This window comes from Paenibacillus sp. FSL R10-2782 (assembly GCF_038592985.1).
Classification (GTDB): Bacteria; Bacillota; Bacilli; order Paenibacillales; family Paenibacillaceae; genus Paenibacillus; species Paenibacillus terrae_C.
On the sequence record NZ_CP151951.1, the window covers coordinates 4204009 to 4228211 of the forward strand.

General features: G+C 47.9%; 25 protein-coding genes. 8 read left to right on the forward strand and 17 right to left on the reverse strand.

Translation table 11 applies throughout. The features are described 5' to 3' along the window. Positions 1–68 precede the first annotated feature (68 nt). The 8 genes from NST83_RS19005 to NST83_RS19040 all read right to left on the reverse strand — a co-directional run bounded on the left by NST83_RS19005 (position 69) and on the right by NST83_RS19040 (position 7087). Positions 69–881 (reverse strand): ABC-2 family transporter protein, encoded by an 813-nt coding sequence (locus tag NST83_RS19005; protein WP_342415278.1) that lies wholly within the window; start codon positions 879–881, stop codon positions 69–71. A gap of 1 nt (position 882) precedes the next feature. Continuing rightward, the gene (locus NST83_RS19010) at positions 883–1689 is read right to left on the reverse strand and encodes an ABC-2 family transporter protein (protein WP_342415279.1); all 807 of its coding nucleotides are present in this window, start codon (positions 1687–1689) and stop codon (positions 883–885) included. Next, positions 1679–2671: an ABC transporter ATP-binding protein gene (locus NST83_RS19015; protein WP_342415280.1), complete on the reverse strand. Its 993-nt coding sequence runs from the start codon at positions 2669–2671 to the stop codon at positions 1679–1681. The genes NST83_RS19010 and NST83_RS19015 overlap by 11 nt, the downstream gene beginning before the upstream one ends. Positions 2672–2753: 82 nt before the next feature. Then, positions 2754–3839, reverse strand: coding sequence for a hypothetical protein (locus tag NST83_RS19020; RefSeq protein ID WP_342415281.1), 1086 nt, complete (start codon positions 3837–3839; stop codon positions 2754–2756). 37 nt (positions 3840–3876) lie between these two features. After that, positions 3877–4122: an acyl carrier protein gene (locus NST83_RS19025; protein WP_342415282.1), complete on the reverse strand. Its 246-nt coding sequence runs from the start codon at positions 4120–4122 to the stop codon at positions 3877–3879. A gap of 17 nt (positions 4123–4139) precedes the next feature. Beyond that, a complete protein-coding gene (locus NST83_RS19030; protein WP_342415283.1) occupies positions 4140–5516 on the reverse strand; it encodes a peptide ligase PGM1-related protein in 1377 nt (458 codons plus the stop codon). Between the two features lie 49 nt (positions 5517–5565). Beyond that, positions 5566–6759, reverse strand: coding sequence for a radical SAM protein (locus tag NST83_RS19035; RefSeq protein WP_014277735.1), 1194 nt, complete (start codon positions 6757–6759; stop codon positions 5566–5568). Between the two features lie 49 nt (positions 6760–6808). Next, complete coding sequence (locus NST83_RS19040; RefSeq protein ID WP_342415284.1) at positions 6809–7087, reverse strand: phosphopantetheine-binding protein; 279 nt, start codon at positions 7085–7087, stop codon at positions 6809–6811. Between the two features lie 445 nt (positions 7088–7532). Here NST83_RS19040 and NST83_RS19045 point away from each other — a divergent pair, with 445 nt between their 5' ends. The 3 genes from NST83_RS19045 to nagA are packed head-to-tail and all read left to right on the forward strand — an operon-like array spanning position 7533 to position 10347. Further along, positions 7533–8399 (forward strand): MurR/RpiR family transcriptional regulator, encoded by an 867-nt coding sequence (locus NST83_RS19045; protein ID WP_342415285.1) that lies wholly within the window; start codon positions 7533–7535, stop codon positions 8397–8399. 2 nt (positions 8400–8401) lie between these two features. Then, positions 8402–9130, forward strand: coding sequence for a glucosamine-6-phosphate deaminase (gene nagB / locus NST83_RS19050; RefSeq protein WP_342415286.1), 729 nt, complete (start codon positions 8402–8404; stop codon positions 9128–9130). Then, entirely contained in the window at positions 9127–10347 is a 1221-nt protein-coding gene (nagA, locus tag NST83_RS19055) for an N-acetylglucosamine-6-phosphate deacetylase (RefSeq protein WP_342415287.1), read from the forward strand. Before nagB ends, nagA begins: the two co-directional genes overlap by 4 nt. A 97-nt stretch (positions 10348–10444) precedes the next feature. Here the strand turns inward: nagA and NST83_RS19060 are convergent, their stop codons facing one another. After that, the gene (locus NST83_RS19060) at positions 10445–11395 is read right to left on the reverse strand and encodes a YhcN/YlaJ family sporulation lipoprotein (protein WP_137060054.1); all 951 of its coding nucleotides are present in this window, start codon (positions 11393–11395) and stop codon (positions 10445–10447) included. A 194-nt stretch (positions 11396–11589) separates the two neighbouring features. Here NST83_RS19060 and NST83_RS19065 point away from each other — a divergent pair, with 194 nt between their 5' ends. Beyond that, positions 11590–13170: an alpha/beta fold hydrolase gene (locus tag NST83_RS19065; RefSeq protein ID WP_342415288.1), complete on the forward strand. Its 1581-nt coding sequence runs from the start codon at positions 11590–11592 to the stop codon at positions 13168–13170. A 105-nt stretch (positions 13171–13275) separates the two neighbouring features. Here NST83_RS19065 and NST83_RS19070 read toward each other — a convergent pair whose 3' ends face one another. Then, positions 13276–13407 carry a hypothetical protein gene (locus NST83_RS19070; RefSeq protein ID WP_252361499.1) on the reverse strand — a complete coding sequence of 44 codons (132 nt, stop codon included), beginning with the start codon at positions 13405–13407 and terminating at the stop codon, positions 13276–13278. 23 nt (positions 13408–13430) lie between these two features. Continuing rightward, positions 13431–13793: a sigma-70 family RNA polymerase sigma factor gene (locus NST83_RS19075; protein WP_137060057.1), complete on the reverse strand. Its 363-nt coding sequence runs from the start codon at positions 13791–13793 to the stop codon at positions 13431–13433. A 185-nt stretch (positions 13794–13978) separates the two neighbouring features. Between NST83_RS19075 and NST83_RS19080 the strand changes: the two genes are divergently transcribed. Then, on the forward strand, positions 13979–14182 hold the full coding sequence (locus NST83_RS19080) for a hypothetical protein (RefSeq protein WP_137060058.1): 204 nt from the start codon (positions 13979–13981) through the stop codon (positions 14180–14182). 117 nt (positions 14183–14299) lie between these two features. Here NST83_RS19080 and NST83_RS19085 read toward each other — a convergent pair whose 3' ends face one another. From NST83_RS19085 to NST83_RS19100, 4 genes are read right to left on the reverse strand one after another with little or no spacing between them, the layout of a single operon-like run. After that, complete coding sequence (locus NST83_RS19085; RefSeq protein ID WP_342415289.1) at positions 14300–15241, reverse strand: DUF4340 domain-containing protein; 942 nt, start codon at positions 15239–15241, stop codon at positions 14300–14302. Next, on the reverse strand, positions 15238–16629 hold the full coding sequence (locus NST83_RS19090; protein WP_342415290.1) for a GldG family protein: 1392 nt from the start codon (positions 16627–16629) through the stop codon (positions 15238–15240). Before NST83_RS19090 ends, NST83_RS19085 begins: the two co-directional genes overlap by 4 nt. A gap of 5 nt (positions 16630–16634) precedes the next feature. After that, positions 16635–17357, reverse strand: coding sequence for an ABC transporter permease (locus tag NST83_RS19095; protein WP_137060061.1), 723 nt, complete (start codon positions 17355–17357; stop codon positions 16635–16637). Next, on the reverse strand, positions 17354–18394 hold the full coding sequence (locus NST83_RS19100; RefSeq protein WP_342415291.1) for an ATP-binding cassette domain-containing protein: 1041 nt from the start codon (positions 18392–18394) through the stop codon (positions 17354–17356). The genes NST83_RS19095 and NST83_RS19100 overlap by 4 nt, the downstream gene beginning before the upstream one ends. 526 nt (positions 18395–18920) lie before the next feature. Here NST83_RS19100 and NST83_RS19105 point away from each other — a divergent pair. Beyond that, complete coding sequence (locus tag NST83_RS19105; protein WP_342415292.1) at positions 18921–19292, forward strand: glycosyltransferase; 372 nt, start codon at positions 18921–18923, stop codon at positions 19290–19292. Then, positions 19292–19417: a hypothetical protein gene (locus NST83_RS19110; protein WP_342415293.1), complete on the forward strand. Its 126-nt coding sequence runs from the start codon at positions 19292–19294 to the stop codon at positions 19415–19417. Before NST83_RS19105 ends, NST83_RS19110 begins: the two co-directional genes overlap by 1 nt. Before the next feature lie 165 nt (positions 19418–19582). Here NST83_RS19110 and NST83_RS19115 read toward each other — a convergent pair whose 3' ends face one another. Both NST83_RS19115 and NST83_RS19120 read right to left on the reverse strand, forming a co-directional pair. Continuing rightward, a complete protein-coding gene (locus NST83_RS19115) occupies positions 19583–21427 on the reverse strand; it encodes a beta-glucoside-specific PTS transporter subunit IIABC (protein WP_342415294.1) in 1845 nt (614 codons plus the stop codon). A 104-nt stretch (positions 21428–21531) separates the two neighbouring features. After that, a complete protein-coding gene (locus NST83_RS19120) occupies positions 21532–22812 on the reverse strand; it encodes a DUF4038 domain-containing protein (protein ID WP_342415295.1) in 1281 nt (426 codons plus the stop codon). A 245-nt stretch (positions 22813–23057) separates the two neighbouring features. Here NST83_RS19120 and NST83_RS19125 point away from each other — a divergent pair, with 245 nt between their 5' ends. Beyond that, positions 23058–24086: a LacI family DNA-binding transcriptional regulator gene (locus NST83_RS19125; protein WP_342415296.1), complete on the forward strand. Its 1029-nt coding sequence runs from the start codon at positions 23058–23060 to the stop codon at positions 24084–24086. Positions 24087–24203: the final 117 nt, after the last annotated feature.

A 24203-nucleotide genomic window follows, 5' to 3' on the forward strand; every position in this document is an offset into this window, starting at 1 on the left:
CGCTTGTACAGCACCATCCCAATAATCCGCTTTCCATGTATATTTTCAACTCATATATGGCAGTACCGCTACTGGCTTGCACTTGTATAATCACGCAAGGCAAACTGCCATATAAAGCGGATCACCGCCAGTAGCCAGATCGGGGCGAGGAATGCCCATATGATCAAACCGGGTTCCATTTTGCCCAGAATAAACATGGGTGGAAAATTACAAATCACAAACACTGGAAGCACAAACAAGCCGATACGCTGGATCAGGTTACTATATACCGCCATCGGCACATAGTTCGTCTCGAAAATGCTGTTGGACAGCTCCGTCACCCCGTTCGTGCGGATGATCCAGAAGGCTAGCAGTTGGGGCAGCAAAAACACAGAATAGGCCGTCAACACTCCGCAACCGAGCAACACAGTAAAGCCCCCGACCGTTTCAAAATTAAACGGCAGACCGAGCTTATACCAGCCAATGCCCGTCATGATTCCGCCGCCGACTACGTTTGGAATGGTGTAGCCCAGCTCAAATTGCCGCAGCGTCACCATAAATTGCAGGGACACCGGCTTGGTCATGAGCACATCCAATGAACCGGTACGGATTTTGTCAGGCAGACTTGTAAAATTGCTGTAGAACAAGCCGCTGTAAAACCCGCTCATCATCGTAAATACGCCGATATATAGCAGCACCGCGTCAGGAGACCAGCCGTTAATATCCGTCCCGGCCCGGTATGGAACCGAGGCGTACAGCAGCTTGATGAGCAAATAAGCAGTTTCAACCAGAAAAGCAGTAATGAAATTAATGCGGTATTCCATCTGCGACATGACGGAAAACTGGACGAACTTCCAGTACAGTCGGATATAACGCCCAGCGTTTCGGAAAACATTTTTCATGTTAACCTCCTACCGAGACAAAGCGTTTGACCCCGGCTTGCCACACCCGGCGCGATACGGCCGCCAGCACTACAATCCAGAGCCATTGCACGCCAATGCCTTCAGCGGCTTCCAGCATGGTCAGCTTGCCCGTTAATGCGTTCACCGGAAAAAATACGGTGTAGCTAAACGGGAGCAAACTGAACATGCGGGCCAAAACGTCTCCAAAAATCGTCAGCGGAAACACGGTGCCACTAGCTACATAAATGACGAGCGACAGCGTGTAAAATAGTCCCCCCGATTCCGTCACCCAAAAGGCTATGCCGCTCAGCGCGTAATAGACCACAAAATTGAGCACCAGCGCCCCTGGCAACGCCAATATGTAAAGCAGGATATACGACAGCCCGAAGCTGATTCGTCCTTCCAGGCTAAGGCACAGCAGTAGAATTGCAGCCGCCAGCAGCACTACTGCGGACTGTACCGCCTTGCCTCCAATAAACCGACAAAAACGGTAAGCAAAATAATGTACAGGCTGCACCATGAATTTGGCCAGTCCGCCTTCCTTGATGTCTGTAGCAATTTCGTATTCAAAACCCGTAGCGATCAGCTTCCCGGTTACCCCTGCCATGACTACATACACCAGCATTTCCGGCAAAGAGTAGCCCAGCACCCTTGCTTGTCCCGAAGAACCGAATACCGCAAGCCAGAGAAAAATTTGGGTCATGATCGGCAGCATGAACCCCGCCATCTGGAGCCAGTAATTGGCCCGGTATTCCATTTCGTTTTGCATACCAAGCTGGAGCACCTTCATATATTTGTTATTTCGCATCAGCTAGCCTGCCTCCATCGTACAAATTGGCTATCCCCTCTTCCAACGGGACGTCCTCAATCGTAAAATCAATGACAGACAGCGCATCCAATATCTTTTTGGACCAGGTCAGAGTATCTTCTGCATCCAGCTCAAATACCGCCTCCAGCTCCGAGTTGGAGCGCAGCTTGCCAAGTCCCGCCAACGTCAGGTTAGGCACAGGGCTCTCCAGTCGAACCTTGAGCAGCTTGCGGGCACCGATCACCTCATTCACCTTTTTCAAATCCCCGTCATACACCAGTCTTCCCCCGCTGATAATGATGGATCTGCTGCACAAGTCCTCAATATCCTTCATGTAATGGCTTGTCAGCAGGATGGTCGTCCGGTGTGTGCGGTTATAGGCTTTGAAAAACTCGCGAATGCGCCGCTGGGAAACCAGATCCAGTCCAATGGTCGGCTCGTCCAGCAAGATGACCCGTGGGCGATGCAGCAGCGCGGCAATCAGCTCCATTTTCATACGCTCGCCGAGAGATAAGCGCCGAACCTGAACATGAAGCTGCTCCTCCACCCCAAGCAGGGTAACCAGCTCGTCCAGCGCCTCCTTGTAATGACTTTCATCTATCTCGTAAATAAGCTTGTTCAGTTCGAACGACTCGCTGGCAGGCAAATCCCACCAGAGCTGGTTTTTCTGTCCCATCACGATGGAAAACTGCCGTTTAAACTCCTTTTGCCGCTTCCACGGGGTAAAGCCAAGTACAGATGCCTCCCCGTCACTGGGATGGAGAATGCCGGACAGCATTTTGAGCGTCGTTGTTTTGCCAGCCCCGTTTGGACCGAGAAATCCGACAATTTCGCCTTCCTCAATGGTGAAGCTGACATCCCGTACGGCCTCCTTGGTCAGCTTTTCCCGCCTGAACAGGTTTTGTAATGATTTGCGCACGCCCGGCTCCTTTTTATAGTACGTAAACGTTTTCGACAAGTGATTCAATGTAATGGACGGCATTCAATTCTCCTCCTCTTTCATCTGTCCGTGACACCTTGGTGAGCCGTTTCCTGATATGATTTACCTGATACGTTATGCCTAATTACTCGGTTGCTTGCTCAGCTAAAATCATCAATTCCTCCAGCATGTGCCGCTGTTTGTCAATCAAGCTGAGGGCGCGTTCGGTAATGTCAGGCATCCGTTGCTTACGCAGTTGAAGACCTGTTTTGTAAATATGCAGGTTGAGCTTATGCCATTCCGCATGCAATGACTGCGCTAATTCCACCACATGCTGCGCTCGCGGTCCCAATGTCTCTTCATGCAGCATGCAATAATCCGCTGTGTAATCGGTCAGATGAAGGGCGCTGCCCAAACGCAGATTGTAATAGATTTCATGGCAGTACGTACGGAAGTCCGTATCCTCCATGTCTGTCAGCAGGCGGAAATCCTCGACAAAGGCACGATAGCCCTCATCTCCCCGCTTGACCTGTTTGCCAACTGCGACATCTCCGGGGTTATTTCCCGGGTCATCGGACGAGGGCACACCTCTCCAGATCGCTTCATGTCCAGTAACATATTGACGAATATGGTATGCACACGCCGCATGCAATTCGCCTGGCGAAAGGGGCGCGGGCTGTTCCACCAGCCAGGCATATTCAATAATGCCCTGCATCAGATCGTCGAGCCGGGCGGAACCGACGTAAGTCATGGCATGGCCCGAGGAATCCAGCAGGAAGCTGTCATTTACCTGTGCTGTTCGCCGCTGCAAGTCCAGTCCAGACAGCTCAATGACATGGCCCCTTGGGTAATTTTTCACATACACGTCGTGGTAGGTTAAAGCGGTACTCGATGTGTGTAGCATCGTACCGTAGCCTGTAGTCAGCGCCAGCAGCAGATCGGTTTCATTGCTTACGCCAGCAATCCACGGCTCGACCCGAATTACCGGACCGCCGCTGGCTGCCATTTCCTGAAGCTGCTCCGGATATTTCTCGGGACCGAAGCGCTTCAAATCGCCGCTATACTCCGCGCACATGCTGCCGCACAGCATGAACAGCTCGGATTCGGCCATGTTCACGCCATATCGCCGTAGCGAGGTGCGCAGGGAAGAATATACACAATGCTTCCCTGGAGCAGCATCTATCGATTCTTCAGCAGCGTAGTCGACAACGGACTCATGAACGTTCTCCATGCCCGATGCCTGCACAGGTCTGATCTCTGCCGCCCCCTTATGCATATTTGCTCAGCAGACGTTCAATGCCTTGAAGTGTAGAAAGATGCTCCAGCACCAGATCGTCGTCCTCCATCGTAATATCAAGCTCATTTTCCAGCTCTACAATCAATTCAACAGCGGATAGGGAATTCAGCCCCAAGGTTCGCAAATCCTGCTCCGGCGTCAATTGTTCCAGTTCACCTGGAGCCAGCTTCAATACCTTTTCCAGCAAAGGTACTACGTGGTACACATCTGTCTTCATCCTAAATTCCTCCCGGTTTATGAGCTTCCCAATCCCGCAATGATACCTTCCAGCCTGTGCGCATAGGCTTCGGCTTCCTGCCAGCTATCTGCCATAATCAGCGTGAAAATCCGATTCACATACCCCCGCTTCACCGGCGTACCGGACAACGTACCTGCCGTATAAACAAACACCCCTTCGGGGCGCTCGGGCGTGTAGAGTAAGCCTTCCTCTGCCAGCAAGCCGCATAAGCGACTGTAGGTCAGCGGTGTGGCGGTAACGTTGCGGTAGTAGCGGGACAGCGTTTTATGCTGCTCTCCCAAGACCGACGACAGGAACGAAATATAGGTAGACAGGGTAAACCTGCCGTTAATCTCGATCACCGGAACCAGCAAGCCTCCTTCATCGACAAAACCGTCAATGGAAGCCATGCCTGTATAACCGATGGAATACAGATACGTTCCCAACTGGTAAGCGCAGCGCCTCACTTCTTCTTCCAGCGCAGCGCCAAGCTCAGCCGGAACGCGGGACCCGGTGTACACCGTGCCGTCCACATTTTGCCTTTTCAGCGAAAACATCGTCACCCCACCGCCCTCGTCAATACAGAGCTGGTAGTTCAGATCCATCTGCTTGTTATGCCAGCGCTCCACCAGCCAGCCTCCCGAAGAAGGAGATGAGCCGCCAAAGCGTTTCATCACACTTAACAGCGTATCCAACTTGGACAGCTCGTCCAGCATATACATGCCTTGCCCCGATGCGCCATGCGGCTGCTTGATGATCAGCTTCACAGGCCCGTCCGACAAGTCGGCCAGTCTGCCGCATTCCCTGCGGATCGCCGCTTCGTCTGCGCATACGGCTCCCTCACTGACGGCAAAACCGAGCTTTTGCGCAGTCAGGCGGCTGAATATTTTATCATTCACCTGGGCACTGACCGAGGACGGTGCACCAATCAGCTCCAGTCCACAGCGCTCCGCAATCGCTTCCTCCTGCGGGGTAACCGCATACGGAACGAGCCACGCTTTGGCTCCGCTACTGCTGTGGCCTGCTTCCGCAACCACACGCAGCCGTGCCAAAAGTGCCTCGTCCGCCAGCACCAGCTCCGAAATCGGCGTTAACGGATCAGTCGGCTCCGGCACCTCAATACGCGGCAGGCTAAAGCCCAACCGCTGAAGCATGTCCAGAAAAGCCTGATCCGGCTGTTCTCGCAGCACGATCACATCCTGACTTCGGCACAACAGAAGATTCATTTCCTCCATTCGATTTACCACCTGCTGTTCATCACGATCTACCATCCCCCCCTTACGGGGGGACGGATGCCATACCTGCTCTGCGCCAATATTAAACAGCCAAATCAGGACTCCATGATCGCGTTCATGGGCAAGCGCTTCCACGAGGTTAATGGTTTTAGTCGTCACGTCCTGTCATCCCTCTCTTCCATCCAGTAAGAAACAACTGCGATCGAAACTAAATATATTTCAGGGAGCCAGCTCCGTGCAGATACAATACGCTGCATTTGGAGCACACCGGCGTTAATCCTTCGTGATTAATCGTTTGGCGTGTTTTCTCATACGCATCCGAATTCCAGATTTCCTTCAGACTGTGCTCTCGCAAGCTTCCAATCGTGAATTCGCTAAAAAATTTGCAAGGCATCACCTTGCCGTCCGGCAAAATATCCGTTCTGGAGGTGAGCGCCAGGCAATGATTGGAGCAGCGACTGACCATTTCCTCTCCATGTATAAATTTGTCGATTTCCTCATAGTCCAGACCAGGCTGATAGCGCACACGAATGTTCCACACCCGCTCATTGATCCGTTGTAGCTCCTGCATCAAAGGATCGATGTTATCCGGGTTGATTTTATATTTGAAAGCATGCCAGCTACTAATATTTTTTTCCTCCAGTTGTCGGAGCCAAGAAAAGTTTTGTGTAAAATAGTCATCCATTTTTAGGGAGGTTTCTTTGGAAATATACCAGGGGAACGTCAGCAGCACCAGATCCAGCCTCTTGTCCTCCAGCATTTGCAGAAACTCGTACATCCGTCCGATCATGTTATCGTTAATGACGGCATGGACGGTCACCCGTCCCTTGTACAATCCCTGGTCACGCAGTTCAATCAGCTTATCCATCTGCCGCATCGTTTTTTGAAAGGTGCCTTTACCGCGAATCAGATCATGTTCTCTTTCAAAGCCTTCAATCGCTATTAACAGCTCCAGATTTTCAGATAAATCCAAAATCCGGTCCAAATATTTATCAATCAGCAGTCCATTGGTACAAAAGGTCATTTCTCGCCGATCTTCCGCCAGCACGTCCAAAATTTCGTCAAAACGCCGATGAAACATCGGCTCTCCGCCCCACATATACAGCCGGGACTTGGCCTCCTTCGTCTCGCTCAAAATTTGCCGAAGCATATCCGGGGCAAGATCCATGTTTTGCTCTTCTTTATCCATTTGATGATGATAGCCTTCCTCGTTCCATTCAAAGCAGTGCGTACATCTCAGGTTGCAGCGGTTGGTCAGCTTAATGCCGATCGTCTGGGGCATGTCCGTTTTGAAGGCAGGGTCCTGTGTTGCGTTACGGTAAGATACAGAAGCGTTTTTCAGGTTGCGCTTGATGAGCTTGAACGCTTTCTCATCAATCAGCACATTGCTTTTGGGCTGCATGCTAACACCTCGTTTAATGGATTTTCAGGCACATGTACCAAGCTGTACGTCAGACCGTCTCCATTCCCTCCGGGTGCGGCGATTTTTCCGCATCGCTGATTCCCTGAATGTAGCTGCAAAACGCATCTACCGAGCTCAAATGCTCCAGCTCAAAGGAATCAAAATCAATTTCCACGTCAAACGCATCCTCCACTTGCAGCATGAAATGAACCAACTGCAACGAATCCAGTCCAGCATCATGAATAATGTCCGAATGTCCATCCAGCTTACCGATCAGCTCAGGATCTTCCTTGACCGCGCTGATCATTTCAATCACTTGGCTTTGCATAGCAAACTCCTCCTTGTGAGTGATTCTATTCGTGCCGCCCGACAATGCCATCTGCAAAGCTCCTCGAAAAATTCCTACACTGGAACTTTATTCAATTATACTCCTCCATTTAAGAGACAAGTCAATAGGTTGTTTTGTAAATATAACGCACAATATGTAAATTAATGTATGGTTATTTCGACAATTTTTGCTACCTTATCTAGTCATTCTTTTAAACTTAAAGGTTACCTCTGGCGCCAGTGCGCAGTCGGATCGTGGCTCCTATCGCCACCACCACCGGATTTCTTGGATAAAGCCTTAGCTTGCTTGTATCTTCTTGCATGTGAGACAGAATTAATTTACAATATACATAAATCATATGAAAATATTTTTCTTCATAAGATTAATTTTTACGATAATTATTTTCATACGAACGAAATATTCTATAGCCAAAGGAGCGCTGCTCATGTCCCCTATTCTTCATACATTAACTCACAGATTGGAGCAGCTTCCAGTCCAAGAGCGCAAGCTGGCGGAATCCATTCTGCAAGCTCCGGGAGATGTGCTGCATCTGGGCATTCGGGAGCTGTCGGAGCTTTGTGGGGTGAGTCCGGCGACCGTTACGCGGTTTTGCAAATCACTGCATTTTAAAGGCTATCCCGATTTCAAAATGAAGCTGGCCGCCGAGCTGCCCCGTTCGAACAGTGACGGTGAAGCCTCCTATCAGGACATCGTCGCCGGAAATTCGCTCTCTCGTATCGTGGAAGCTATAGAGGCGAATCATACCGCATCCATTGCAGATACGACCCGACTGCTGGATTTCAGCAAGCTGGAGCAGGCGATTGCATGGCTGTCCGCCACAAGCCGCATTGATCTGTACGGCATGGCGACCTCCTCGATTGTGGCGCAGGATTTTTATCAAAAGCTCATTCGAATTGGAAAAAATAGTACCGCCTTCGCGGACTCGCACATGCAGATTACCTCTGCCTCCTCGCTTGGGCCAGGAGATGTCGCCTTTGCCGTCTCCTATTCGGGGGAAACACAGGAAACCATCGCGGCTCTGCGCTGTGCACAGGAACAGGGGGCCAGAACATTATCCCTGACCTCCTTCGGAAATAACACGCTGGCAGGTATTGCGGATATTGCGCTATTTTCCTCCTCGCTGGAAGAAGGGATGCGGCGTGGAGATATGGCGTCACGCATTGCCCAGCTTCATATCATAGATATCCTGTTTACAGGTATGGTCAGCGCGAATTTTGACAAATATATTCCGAGATTGGAAGGTTCATATCAACAAGTAAGCAAGCTCAAAAAACAACCAGGGGGCCACTGAAGATGAACATACGTATTTTGAACAGCCGTGAAGACCTGAATGCTACCGCTGCCGCTGTGATCGCCAGTTTACTGCTGAACAAGCCTCAGGCCATGCTTGGGCTCGCTACCGGAAGTACACCTATCGGCATATACCGTCAGCTTGTAGAAATGTACCGTAAGGGACAGGTGAGCTTTGCACGAGCCTACTCCGTGAATCTTGATGAATACGTTGGCCTGCCCCCAGAACATCCGCAGAGCTACCGCAGCTTTATGAATGAGCACTTGTTTCAGCATATCGACATTCCTCTTGCCCATACACGCGTACCTGACGGTAATGCGGCCGATCTGGCAGCAGAATGTGCGGCCCACGAACAAGCAATTCTGGATCACGGACCCGTGGATGTCCAATTGCTCGGCATTGGCCACAACGGTCATATCGGCTTTAATGAACCCGGGCAAGGCCTGAAGGGAGCCACACATGTGGTAGATTTGGAAGAGGGGACGCGTGCAGCAAATGCCCGTTTTTTTGGCAATATAGCTGATGTACCCAAGCAAGCAGTCACAATGGGTGTAGGGACAATTCTAAAGGCGAAGCAAATTATACTGGTAGCTTTTGGCGCGGATAAGGCAGACATTGTCAAGCAGGCTTTCACTGGACCTGTAACCACAGAATGCCCGGCTTCCCTGCTGCAATGTCATCCCAACGTGCTAATTTTACTGGATCAGGAAGCGGGAGGTTGGTTAATTTGAACTCGGATGAAACGAATAGCTATTTAACCCAACTACTGTATGGACAGGTCGTCATTGGAGATCACATGATTGAAAAAGGGGTTGTCGCTATTGAGGGGCAATCCATCGTATATGCCGGTGCAGAGGATGATTTGCCTGCTGATCTAATTGCAGCAATAGTGAAAAATCAGAATATTGGTGTAGCGGTGGAGCCCAACATCGTGCGATTGGAAGGCGGCTACCTGCTGCCGGGCTTTATTGATATTCATGTTCACGGCGGTAACGGCGAGGACTTTATGGACGCTGACCCGCAGGTACTGGATACGATTACTTCTTTTCACGGCACCCAAGGAACGACCGCCATGCTGGCTACCACCATGACCGCACCAAAAGAGCGAATCGACCAGGTGCTAAGTGAGGTTCACGCCTATATGGCGCAGCCTATGCCCTATGCACAACTGGAGGGCGTACATCTGGAAGGTCCGTTCATTAGCCCGAACTGGCCTGGAGCGCAAAACCCGGAGCACATTCAACCGCCGAATCTGGATTGGGCGCAGGAATGGGAGCAGCGCTATCCCGGCCTTGTCCGCCAACTGACGCTTGCCCCGGAGCGGGAAGGCGCGCTAGAGCTGATTACCTGGCTGCGAAGCCATAACATTACTGCAGCTCTCGGTCATACGGATGCCACGTATGAAGAGGTGGAACGCGCAGTGGCGGCAGGCCTGAACCATGCGGTTCATTCATTTAATGCCATGACTCCGCTGCATCACCGCAAGCCGGGAGCCGCCGGAGCCGTGCTTGCCGATCCGCGCATTGAAGCGGAAGTTATTGCGGATGGTATTCACGTACATCCCGCTGCTGTCTCCCTGCTCGCCAAGCTGAAACGGGAGCACAACCTCATTCTGATCACCGATGCCATGTCTGCCACCGGGCTGGAGGACGGACAATACACACTCGGCGATTTACCAGTAATCGTGGAAGGCGGCGTGGCACGGCTAGAGGATGGCGTGACTCTGGCAGGAAGCACGCTGACAATGATTGAAGGCTTCCGGTATCTGGTTCGTCATGTGGGTCTGACCATTCCCGAGGCGTCACAAGCCGCTAGCCTGAATCCAGCTAAGTCCCTGAATATAGCGGATCGAACAGGCTCGCTTGAAGCAGGCAAACAAGCAGATGTTCTGTTACTGGATGCGGACTTAAAGCTGCAAGGCGTATGGATTAAAGGAATACGAAGATAGTTTCTTCTTATGGTTCCCCCTAAACCAAAGAGCTATCCCTCAGCGATTCGCCGAGATGGATAGCTCTTTCTTTGGCATTACACACATATGTGGTGAATTAGCGATGATTCATAGGTGCAGGGGTATAATTTTGTGGACGAGTTGGTGCGGTTGTTGATCCATTTGTTGGATGAGTTGCACCAGCAGCAGGAGTCGGGAATACGCGTTGAATGATATCTGCCAATTGGGTACTCATTCCTTTGATCGGATGACCGTTTTGCACACTGCGTGTAAAGTCAGTGGTATGCTTTACAAAATCCGGGTTAGCCGATACATATACCTGTTCAATCGAAGGTGCAAATTGCTTTACCTTGTTGGCGATGCGACTTTTGACGGCTTCGGTCAACGTACTAGGCTCATACGCAGTTCTTGCACCTTCCACTGTGGTGCCATCCGTGCGTCCGATATCCGTGCGGGTACCGTCCGCCAAGCCACGAATCATACCATAAGAACCAGTACCCATCGTGCCGTACAATCCGTCACCACGACGCGGAGGTGTTACGGGTCGGCTCATTCCATTGTCCGTAATTCCCGGCGTTATGCCATCGGTGGTATAGTTGCCTCTTGTACCATCCACCCCATACGTAGTCATGCCATGTGTATTCATGGGATGCTTAGTACCTTTAACGCTTGAAGTACCTACACCGGTTCCGTTGGCTTGATCCTTCAAGGAAACCGCTACATAAGCATTACGATTACCGACCAGCACTGTCGCAGATTTTACATCCGGCAACTCGGATATACGTTTGGACAAATTACGATCGACTTGCAGGTTACCAATTTGGTGTCCGGTTCCATTGGCATTTTGGTTTAAGCGCATTCCGTCCATACCGTTGGACTTAACTCCGAAACGGTTCACACCATCCATATGATGTGTACTTTGCGCATTATAGCGGGTAGTGTTCGTGCGGACATTATGATTCGCAGTCCCACACCCTGTCAAAGCAGCCATACTGGCGAGCAAAGCAGCAGAAATCGTTAAACTGATTACCTTCTTAGTCCCTGGCATGAACTCATCCTCCATACATATAAAATGTGTGACGAGATTAGGATGCGCTACGATTCTCAGGGCTATGCTGACTAAAAAATGACTAAAAAATAAATTTTTAATGTAAATATGAAATACAATTGATGATTTACCACAAGATGGCATGTATAATAAGATTGAAAAATACTTTATTTTACAAAAGGAGGATTTCAAGCTTGAAAAAGATCACCGTTTTGATGCTCATTTTTTTGTTGTCCGTCACTCTTGTCCCCGTCGGCGCCTTTGCAGGCTCCACTACACCCGAAGCCCCGAAAGCACCTGCTGGAAGTTGGGTAGAAGGCCCGCCACCTAATCGCGTTGATCCGGCTAAACCTGCGTTATTGTTTGTACATGGTTTGAACAGTAGCGCTGAGGTCTGGACTAAAAATGACAATGATATGCTTCAGCTCGCACGTGATGCCGGATATCAGACGGCCACCATTAATCTTTACGATGCAAATGGCACATCACAGGATATGTGGGACAATGGTAAGCTTCTAGCCGACAAAATTAAGGTCATTAGTAATCACTTTGGCAAAAAGCTCATTATCATCGCCCACAGCAAAGGTGGAGTGGATACCCAAACCGCTCTCGTATATAACGGAGCCGCTCCTTATGTACAACGTGTTATCACCCTCAGCAGTCCCCATCATGGCTCACAGCTTGCAGATCTTGCATACAGTAGCTGGGCTGGATGGCTGGCAGATATTGTCGGCTCACAAAATCCAGGTACCTCCACTCTACAGACATCTTACATGAAGTATTTCCGATCCAAGACTGATGCACTCAGCAACGCGACTACCATTCCTTTCTTCACGTTTGCTGGTGATAACTGGTCTGGCGGAAGCGCTTCCTACATACTGGGCGGACTTTATCTTTCATCCTTTGGCAAAAATGATGGAGTGGTCACAGTCGATAATGCAAAGCTTCCCGGTGGACGTATAGTCAAAGTCGGACCCTGGGATCATGCCAAAGTGCGTACCGGCTCTTACGTCTTCTCCCTGATCCAACCCTACCTCCAAGCAAACACTCCAGCATTGAATCAGGAAACTGAAGCACTTTCAGCAGCATCTTCCCTGACTGCTTCTGCTCTACAATCCACTTATGGCGAGATCGACAATTCATACTTTATCCGCGGCGGAGACTATAACGGAAAAGCCTCCGAAATCCTCACCGTTGAAAATGGTGTCAAATCCATTGATCTGGACTGGATCAGCGATAAACGTGTAAGTAAACTGGAACTGACCAAGCCTGACGGTACAAGCGAGATCGTTAATCTGAAAGCAGGTTATGATGACGAAATTTTTGCTGGTGCCTGGCATCATAACGCCGTCATTCAAAATCCAAAACCGGGTATCTATAAACTGAATGCCACGATTCCTGATACAGGAGCATATCTCCTGATTGCCCGTTATCAGGCCGCTCAAGTTCCTGAGCTGAAATATAATCTGAATGCCGTAGGTCCGAAGCTGAATCTGCAACCACAGGATTCCCCTAAAAGCGTTACACAAGTCACGTATCAGGTTCAATATTACGGTGATCCACAGCAAGGAATGACTCCCGCGTCCAAAGGTCTGACGGTACAACAAAAAACGGTCAACCCCACAGGACAAATCGAGCTGTCCAAAGCGGACAAGCCCGGCATGTATTCCGTAACCTATGAAATCGAGGGAACTACAAAGGCAGGCTATCCATACCGCCGTACAGCTGTTCAGTCCATTTATATTGACGCTGACGGGAATAAGTATGTTGATTAAACTCCCTACGTAATCATTTATATCAAAAAACAAAAAGGTGTAGGCCCTCAAAAGCCTACACCTTTTCTTTTCTGTATCATAATAATGGCGTCCGGTTTAATCACTTCAAATATCGTCACGCTTCAAGTCTTCTATAAAATCAGTCACAATACTTTGGACGGCATCTTCCCGGGACATTCGGATATACCGACTGGTTTTCTGAATATCCTCCTCGAACAGATGAAGTATACTGCTCATAGCTTCCTGATCTCCGCCTCGTGCTAATTTGAGCAGTTTGATGAACTCAGCATCTGAGATAATTGATTCAGCATTTTCTTTTTCCATTTATTCACCGCCTGTTGGGATAGCTTCAGCTCTCTTGCAATCTGTGCTTCGGTTTTGTCTAGTATGTAAAGGTCAAAGATGATGGCTTTTCCGATCTCAGATGGTAGAGAGTTAATGAGCTGTAGGGTATACATTTTAGAGTTTGCAGAGTCTGTAAAAGATGGAGTAGCGACGGCTTCGTTTTTTTCCATGACAAATTCATGATTGGTTTGTACCCGGGCACGATACTGGATTCTCCATGCAATGCGATATAGCTTCTTACGATATTGCTCAACCAATGTTAGCTGAGACTGATTCATCTTAAACCACCCTTTCTCTTTGGATTTGGCTTTTCTAAATCCTCATATTATAGGGTAATTTGAGAACACATTTTACAACCAAATCAGAACATTTGTTCTTATTTATTATACTATTTTTTGAGTCGGTTGTATACGATTCTTTTGATTTACCTTCCTTTATATACGGCTAAAAAGGAGGGAAACCATTGCAGATGGATGATGCTCTTTCTATCATAACCAACGTAGGCTTTCCGGCAGGTCTTTGCTTTATTTTGTTGCGACACATCCTGCACACCATGGAAGAAAAACTGGATAAGCTAGATCTCTCGCTCCATGAGCTGATTGAGGTCATTAAGGAATTAAACGATGGGAACCGTCATTCTTCCAAAGGCAGTAAGCTTGATGAATAATGAACACAAAGAAGCTCCAACCGACGATCCTCGCCGATGGAGCCTCTTTGTTCGTTTTATACCGAAAAATTTGCTTGATTGCGGATCTGCTCATACTCCAAGCTCGTGTTCAGATGATCATTTTCCAGCTTGAGCCTGGTCATGTCCAGCCTGTTCAATACGCTTCACGTCAGATACGGACAGACCATACGCCCAATTGCTTTGCGGAGGCACGACCCATACGGTATCCGGGTCACCGTCCACCGTCCAGCCCTGATACACCTGCTGCGGCTCATCCTGTTTGCCCAGCGATACGCTCAGCGTAAAGCGGTGAACAGGATGGTTCAGCTCGGAGGCTTTACGCAAGGATTGGCTGCTGGCCAGATTTTTGATTTGCTGCGATAAGGAGGTCGCCGTATCACTGGTTACCGACTTTCCATTCAGCGTCCAAGCTGTGGAAGAGCTTTCCCCGGTTCCCCCGTCACCGGATGACTTAAGCATCCAAGACGCGGACTGGCCTTCCCACTCCAGTCCGCTCAGCTTGTCATCATCCCAGTCAAACGGCGTCGTATCCGTAAAATCGGCTGCACCCAGTAACAACCCGGAAAGGGTATCCACAGGTACGGAGGCTACCTCTTTTTTATCTGACAGCACATAAGCAGCATCTCCGGAAGGCAATGTTTCGCCAAAAGCAAAGGTATGCTCGCTTCCATCCTTGGTCTTGATCTGAATTTGGTTGCCGGTGGCGCTGATTCCGTATTTGGCTACATCTTTTGGAGAGGTTTCCACCACCTCACCAAGCTTCACATTTTGAATAGCAGCTAACCAATTGTCTATCGTATAACCGTTTAACGGATAAGACTGCGGCTTGCTCATGCTCCATTTGCCATCACGTTGTGTAAGTTCGACCGTCTTGCCTTCCTTCCCTGTTATAGCAAAAGACGAAATATTCCCCTGCGTAAGCTGAACCAGTTGGCGAGCTGCAGGAGCTTGTTCACGAAAAAAGTTTTGGCTCTTGGCATAGACTATACCCGCTCCCAATACAACTAACAGCAGCACGGTGGGTATCCATTTTCTCATGCTCTTCTTCGCCTCCACCATAATAAGATTCCGGCTGCCGCAAACAACAATGGCAATCCGATCACGGATAGGGTCATTATCGTCTTCGCTTGCGCAGGAGTCAAATAAACCACCTTATAATCCTGCTCCTGACGAGGACGAATGGTAAGCCCGTCAGATTGTTCCTGTACATAATTCAGACTGTTCAGCACAAAATCCCGATTGCCTCCCGTGCTGATCTCGGTGTCGCTCATAAGGGCTGACGTTCCGAGAATAATGGCTTTGGGTTTGCCATCCTTGCCATTTACCGCGTAACCCAGATCAAGCGGCCCCTGCGGGTCCTTGTCATCCTTCTGTGTTTCGTTGTTTAGCAGCCCCTGAATATTCGTTTCCCCATAGCTGGCAGCAGAAGATTTGAGCAAGGCCGTAGTCTTCCAATTCTTCTGCTCCCCTGCTTGCAAAGCAATAGACAGCGAAAGCACCGGGTACAGATTGGAGGCCGCCAGCTTATCGGTAATTGCATGACTGCCAAAGGTAGGCACTGTAAACAGAGGTCCAAGCGTATTCGTCTGCTCCTGATCCACCACGATCGCATGTGTATCCTTCACACCGTAATCCGCCGCCAGTGCGTCAAGGTTTTTCCAGTCCGATTGCATGTTCGGATGAAAGCCCAACGCCAGAAAAAGCTTTCCACCACCCTCCAAATAGGTGCGAATGCTTTTCAGCTCCGTCGCGCTGATATCTCGTTGTGGCCCCACAATAGCCAGCACCGATGCATCTTTAGGCACACTCCCCGCCTGATTGAGCTGCACTTCTTCTGTTTTTACATTATCCTGCGCCAGTGAGCTGCTCAATCCGGTCATTTGGGACAAAGGGATTTCCTCATGTCCGGTCAGGAAAACGACTTTTCCCTGACGGGTAGATGATAGTCCTAGCAGTCCGCTGGTCAGCTTTTCTTCCCCGCTAAACTGGTACGCTCCCTCGCTACTTCCCTGTGCCTGCGTAAACAGACTACCTATATCAATAACACGTTTCTTCTCACCCTGAACCAGCACGATGGATGCTTCGGTGACACCGTATTCCTTGGCCAGCAGCGGCTCCTGATTCAGATCATATTGCTCGACCTTGAGCTTGCTGTTACGCTTGGCGTATTCACTCAGCATATCCGTAACGTCCCGGTTCAGCTTTTGATTTTGCGAAGTCGATACGGTAAAAGCAATCAGCCGTATGTCTTCCTTCACTCCCTGAATGGCCGTCAATGTCTGATCAGACAACGTATACTGCTTGCCTGCCGTCAAATCCACCTGAAAGCCTCCCAGCGAACGCAGAAACAGCGTCAGCAAAATAAAAATACCTGCAGCAGCAACCGACAATACCACACTGTTGGTATGACCCAGCCATTTTTTCATGTTCATCACCTCCACCGTTTCCGTTCGACCACCTGGATGCTGAATAGCAAAAAGAGCACCGCCACTGTCACGTAATACAGCACATCGGCTCCGTTCAGCAATCCTTTGGTGAAGCTGTCAAACCGTGCGGTTAGTGAAAAAGGCTCCAGCCATTGCTGCAAGTCCGCAGATGCGCCTGTTTGTCCACCAAACGAATCCAGCATCCAAAACACGAGCAAAATAATAAAGCTGACGACCGCCGACATCATCTGATGCTGCGAAAGCGTCGAAGCGAACAGACCAATGGCCATCATGGCTGCACCCAGCATAAACAGACCGATCACAGACGTAAATACCAGTGTCCAGTCCAGCGATCCGTAAAAGGACATCACGACCGGGTACGCCAGACTGCACAGCACCAAAATCAGCAGCATGCCCAGCGACGCCAAAAATTTACCCACAATCATTTCTGTCACACTCACTGGCGAGGTAAGTAACAGCTCATCCGTACCCTGTCTGAATTCCTCCGCTACCAGCCTCATCGTGAGCAGTGGGACAACGAACAACAGCATGGACAGCGTGTCACCGAGTACCAGCCGATAGTCCAAGATGCTTGGCTGATACATGACAAAATTCGTGTAAAAGAGCAGCCCCGTCAGCAGCATGTACACCGCAAGCGCAAAATACGTTGTCGGCGTCCATAAATAGGCTTGAAGCTCCTTTTGACAGACCGCGAACAAGCGCCTCATGATCGTTCACCTCCTGTACTCTTGTCTTGCCCGGCCTCATCCGTTTTCGACTCGCGAGTCGTTAACTGCTGGAATATATTTTCCAAGCTGAGGCTTTCTTTTTTCAACTCTATAATCGGAAGCTTCGCACCAGACAGCACATAAAAAAGCTCCTCACGGAAATCCTCATCGGAAGCGCCTGTGAGTAACAGCCCGGTCAACTCTTGCTCATTTGCAATTAGCTTTGTGTCAGCTTGAGACAAGCCAGATGTTAAAAGCTCCACCTCAACTTTCCCCCAAGCGCGAAGAACGTTCAGCACCTGCTCACGGCTGCCTTTGACCTCCACTTTTACCTTAAATCCGTCTTCTATCGATCCGCCTAGCGCATCAGGCCGTCCATCCAGCACCAATTCACCCTCATGAATGATAAGAACCCGATTGCACAAGGCGTCCACCTCGGGCAAAATATGCGTGCTGAGCAGCACCGTATGATTCTCTCCAATCTCCTGAATGAGCTGGCGAATCTCCAAAATCTGATTCGGGTCCAAACCTGATGTCGGCTCATCCAGCACCAGCAAATCCGGGTTATGAATAATCGCCCCCGCCAGTCCCAAACGCTGCTTGTACCCTTTGGACAGACTGCGTACCAGTTGTCTTTCACGCCCGTTTAACCCAAGCCGGGAAATCATTTCGGAAATGCGCAGCTTGTGCTCTCTCGCAGGCACATCTCGAATGCTCGCCACAAACTTTAAATAGGATCGAACGGACATATCTCCATACAGAGGGGGCGTTTCCGGCAAATAACCGATTTTGGAACGAGCCTGTCTGCCCTGCTCCTGAATCGGTATGCCATCAATCGTAATCACTCCCTCATTCGGTTGGAGATACCCTGTAATCATGCGCATCGTTGTCGTTTTGCCTGCACCGTTAGGCCCCAGAAATCCAACAATCTCACCACGCTGCATTTCAAAATCCAGCTTATGTACGCCCCTGTTGCCCTCATACCACTTGCTGACCTGCTGCACCTTGAGCACACGCTTCACCCTTTCTTTTATCATAGCTCTCCCTCAACACTTTAAACTCTAATGTTAATCCCACACATATAGCTCCAGCTTAAAGTCACTTAAATATAAGCTTAAAATAATGTGTCCAAAATGTGAATAGAAGAATGTACAGGAGCATTTCTGCATTATTTGAAAGCTGGTAAGTGCTAACCGTTACGATGCCATCGTCGTCTCGCCGGATTACCCGATGCTTCCCAGGCTAAGAACGTTGGGCTATCAGGGTATGCTAATCTATGAATCACAGGGCTTCGGTTCGCAGGTGGAAGTTGCGTAGTAAGCGAAGCCACACCCTTTCTACAAAGATACGCCAATGCAGTGCTGCTACCAGATACGGCTCATCTAATGGATTTATTCTCCAGTATGTGTCCCTGGCTTGAACGTTATGTATTTCCAAATGTGCTGGATACCCGCGTATTTAATTATGTTAATAACACTCCCCCCGATCATCCCGGTTATTGCTTGAGTTGGACGGCTGGAGCCGAACAAAAACTGGAGGCATTTTATCGATATCTCTTACTGGATGCTGCAAAACCGTCCGGATCTTCGCATCTGGATGTTCTATGATAATACCCTTTCGCAGCCAGAGGATAAGATACAATTCGAGAGCATGGTTACACAGCTTGGCTTGTCCTCCATTGTAGAACGTTTCAACAACGTGCCCCATGCTAAAATGCCTCTGTATTACTCCGTGATTGGCGATTCGGGAGGGTGTCTGTTGTCCACTTCACTGGTAGAGGGATTTGGATACGCCGTAGCTGAGGCCATGGCTTGCCGCTGTCCCGTGCTCAGCTCTGATTCTGACGGGGTGCGAGCCTTCATCGATCACAACGTAACAGGTAAATTTTATACGCAAGGAGATATCTGCAGGCGGTATTGGAGGGACTGGATCTGATGAACAACGTGCCACAACGCGAATCCATTCGCCAGAAGGGGCTGACAAGGATCGTCGACCTGTTAGCACCGGATAAATATGTGCAATCCTTCCGGCAAATGATGAATGCGCTGGGCGTGAGGTAATTTATTATTTTAATGAAGAATTACTCCAACAGCTTAAAGTAGGGCAGGTCTCCAAGACGATACAGAAACCATTATCCCCCAAAAATAATAGCTGACGACATCCCTTTTTACACACGGGCCATCGTCAGCATTATGACTTTCTTTTTTATCACTACTGTTCGGAATCTATCTAATCTTTAATAATTGGTCTCCAGCATGAATATCTGTTGTAGCTTCCATTATGATATCCGTGTACACGGCTGTGTTGGTTACAATGATGGATGTGGTGATATCATATCCTTCATCTGCTATAGCCTCGGGATCAAATTCAACCAGCTTGTCTCCTTTTTGAATGGTATCTCCTTCAGAAATAAAAGAAGTGAAATGTTTTCCTTTCAAGCTGACCGTATTGATTCCAATGTGAATGAGCAATTCAACTCCATCCTCAGAGATAAGCCCGATCGCATGCTTTGTTTTGAAAACGGTAACAACAGTTCCGTTAAACGGCGCGTAGGCTACCCCGTCTCTTGGAATAATAGCCGCGCCCTGACCCATCGCACCACTTGAGAAAGCTTCATCATTTACAGCGGTTAAAGGAATCAATTCACCGTTTAGAGGACTGAATACCACTTTGTCCTCCTCTTTGCTTACATCTGCAACCTTAATCTCAGAAGCAGGTTTAGCATTTTTGTAGCCGAAAAGATAGGTCAGGATAAATGCGAGTACAAAAGCCACAACCAAAGATATGATAAAGCCGATGAAACCTGCATCTATACCTTTTGGATTAATGAACAGCGGAATACCGAAAACGCCGCCTGAGGCAAAACCATATGCCGTTGATCCCAGCGAACCTGCTGCGGCTCCCCCTATACCTGCGGCAATGGAAGCTAAAATAAACGGCTTTTTGGTAGGTAGCGTAACCCCGTAAATAGCTGGTTCCGTAACTCCCATCACCCCTGCAATTGTAGCAGAAGTGGCAATAGGCTTTAATTTAGGGTCACGTGATTTCAAAGCAATGGCAAAGGCCGCACCGGTTTGAGCAAAAGTAGTACAGAACAACATCCCGTTAATCGGATCAAACCCGTTCGTAACTACATTATTCAGGAGAATTGGAATAAACGCCCAATGCAGACCGAAGATAATTATGCCCTGCCAGAACCCGGCCAGAACGAGGCCAGCTACAGCCGGACTTAACTGGTAAATCCACATGGAGCCATTAGCTAACCCATCGCTGACTATAGTTGCTATCGGCCCGACAACCAGAAAAACAATCGGTGATATGATGACCAAGGTCAGAAAAGGCACAATGAACATTTTAATGGAGGCAGGTGCATACTTACTTATTATTTTTTCGACCTTAGCTGCCAAAAACGCTCCAATAATGATAGGTATAACAGAGGAAGTATAATTAATCAGAACAACAGGTATGGTCAAAAAGGACAGCGCCGTTTTATCCGTAAAGGCGGAAGTCATGGTCGGATACACCAAGGCTGCCCCCAAAACAGCAGACAGGTACGGGTTTCCTCCAAATTTTTTACCTGCTGAAAATCCTAAAATAATCGGAAAGAAATAAAACATAGCGTCTGCTGTCGCATATAAAATTTTATACGTGCCCATCTGATCCGTCATCCAGCCCAGGGATGTGCATAAGGCCAAAAGTCCTTTTAGAATCCCCACAGCAGCGAGCACACCCACAACGGGCATGAACACGCCTGAAATTACATCGACAAATCGGCTGAATATACTTCCTTTCTGATCTTCTTCAGCTCTCTGTTCTCCATGCTTTACGCCCATCGTATCCAAAAGAGCTTCGTATACTTTGGGAACCTCATTCCCGATGACCACCTGAAATTGGCCACCGCTCTCCACGACGGTAATGACACCGTCAATCCGCTTGATTTGTTCCTTATCTGGTAATTTATTATCCTTCAAATTGAATCTCAATCGGGTTACACAGTGAATTACACTGTTTACATTGTCATTTCCTCCTACTGAGTTCAATACTTCTTTGGCTGTTTTTTTATGATCCATGATGTTCACTCCTTCTTGGATGCGCTTTCTATTCTACCCTGTGCCTATGACACCAATTTCCCACATGTTGCTTCGCTCCATCCACATTCTATTCCTCTTTTTTTCTATTTGGTTCCGATGATCACAACATCACTTTCAAAACTATGCATATCTATAATGGATTGACCTTCCTGGACGTACACCTCCGTTTGGGCAAATCGTTTCCCTACTAAATCAATCGTTGTAAACTTGTAATCCTGCACATTGATGCTTAATCGTACCTTCGTGTTAGCCGGGATATACAAGACGAGAGTATTCTCGGTGCCCGCAGCTCTGATTTCCTCCGTCTTGTTTAAAATAATATCCTGCGGCTCCAAGCCAGTAAGGTTATACATTTCAAACAAATATTTAATAAAGGAGTAATCCCACGCGCCTTCAAATCGTAATGCCGTTCTCCAATCATAGGGACTATCAAAGCCTTCCCCTTCTACATTGCCGAATTTCTTTCCTTTTTTATGCCAGCTCCAAATGCCATGCGCCCCATAAGTGATTCCCGCTCCCCCTCCTGCAAGGAGGCTTTGCCATGCCGCTTTTCTAGCATCCAGTGAAGTGTATCTGCCATACACATTACGACTGTAGCTGATCTGTTCATAACATGGTTCCCCATTAATGACGGGCCGTATTTCCGATTTATGATAGAAATGCTGTGCAATCTCATGGGCCACATGTTGAAATTGTGAATTATGCCCGGATTGATACATATAGAATCCTAGACCATTGTGTTTCTCAAAGACTTCAGGAATCTCCCTCAATCTTCCCTGAATATGCAGCGTAGTTAAGCTAGCCGGGCTTAATTGGTGTACAATATCCAGTGCTTTTAAATAATAAGAATTGGCACGTTCGGTCGGAAAATCACTATCCCCGCTGATCAGGAAAATAGGTTCAAATGGAGAAAATCGATTTACAACGTATGTTACGTAGTGTTCAATGCATTCAAATGGCATTTTATTGCCCTTTTGGAACATTTCAGCCCATGTATCTGGTACATAGTTACACCATAGAAGAACCAATGCCGGAACAAATCCGCGCTCTACAGCCATTTTAATCATGACCTCTGCTCGATCAAAATAAGCTTCGTTTAATGTATGGTAGTCGAAGTCTCCATTTTCCAGTAATGCAAACGGCTGTAGATTCAGATCCGATTCACTTGCATCCCATTGACGGAGCATGTTGATTTGCAACACATTGAATCCCTGCATCTTCCGATAATCAAGGTAATCGCTCCACTCCTCCATCGTCGCATTGGTAAATGCGCTCCAAACCGTATCCGCTAAATAAAAAAAGGGTTTTTCCTCTTTGATAAAACTTCTTTGATTTTCAGCAATGTTTAAACTCAAATGAATCACCTTTCCTTCCTAGCCACACTCATAACATTCTCTAAACAAAAGTAAATAAACAACTAAAATTATATGTTTTATTCGTTAAATAAACTAAATTAAAGCGCTTTACACTTGAATATTAACACCATTAATTATAAAAGGTCAACATTTTTCTGTTCAACGTTTTTTTAGTTTAGTTTAGTTTATAATCTAAACTTTTTTGTGGAGTAATGATATAATTTATGTAGTTTAGTTCAATAGGGGGTTCCACATTGAAAATTGATGATATTGCAAGGCTTGCAGGTGTTTCGAAATCTGCTGTCTCTCTTGCTTTTAATAACAAACCCGGAGTCAGCGAAGAAACCAAGGAGCACATTCTAAAAATAGCCCAAGAGCATGGATATAAACCACGTACCATGAAGTCAAACAAGGAATTCATTAAAAATCACCATGTGATTCGCTTTGTGGCATGTAAAAATACAGACATCGTAACAGAGCATTATGATTCATTTCCCTTTTTCAATGAATTAATTCATCATATTACCAATCAGGTGAGAGAGCATGGAAATACCCTGATTTTTTCGTCTTTTGATAGCCATAGCCTCGAAGAAGAATTATCTGCTTTGGAAAAAGATCAGCCCTCTTCAGGCGTACTTCTGCTTGGCACCAATTTAACTTCCGAGATTATTGATTCTATACAATCCATTCATACCAATATTGTGATTTTGGATACCTGCTTTGAACACGTCGACGCCAGTTTCGTATCCATTAATAACTATCTTGGCGGGTATCAGGCAGGCCAATACTTAATTCAGTCTGGACACAGACGAATAGGATACGTGCAATCCAGTACCAGAATCCTCAACTTTAAAAAACGAAAGGAAGGGTTTATGGCGGCTTTAGAGGAGCACAATCTTTCCATAGAAAATGGGCTTATATTTGATATGCATCCCATGCTTGTGATGTCACAGGACGCATTTAAAACAGCTATTCATGAATTGAATGAGCTACCTTCGGCCCTATTTTGCGAAAATGATTATATGGCGATCAGTGCCATTAAAACGTTCCAGGAAATGAACATTCGAGTGCCTGAACAAATTTCCGTCATGGGATTTGATAATATTCATGAGGCCAAGGTCATTAGCCCGGAACTCACAACCATTCATGTGAAAAAGGAGGTTTTGGCTCGAACTGCTGTAAACTTGCTTATGGAGAAGCTGAATAAAAAACAAGAACATCATACTCAGGTGCTGGTGAATACCGAGGTGATTGAACGAAGATCTTGTTTAGCCTCAGAATGACCTAGGATAAGGTGAACCAAATGGGGTAATAGAGAAGATTAGAAGAGGGAGGGATCATCATCATATATAATTATGTGTGGTGGGCAGGAGCGGTCTTCATCATACTCGCCATTATCT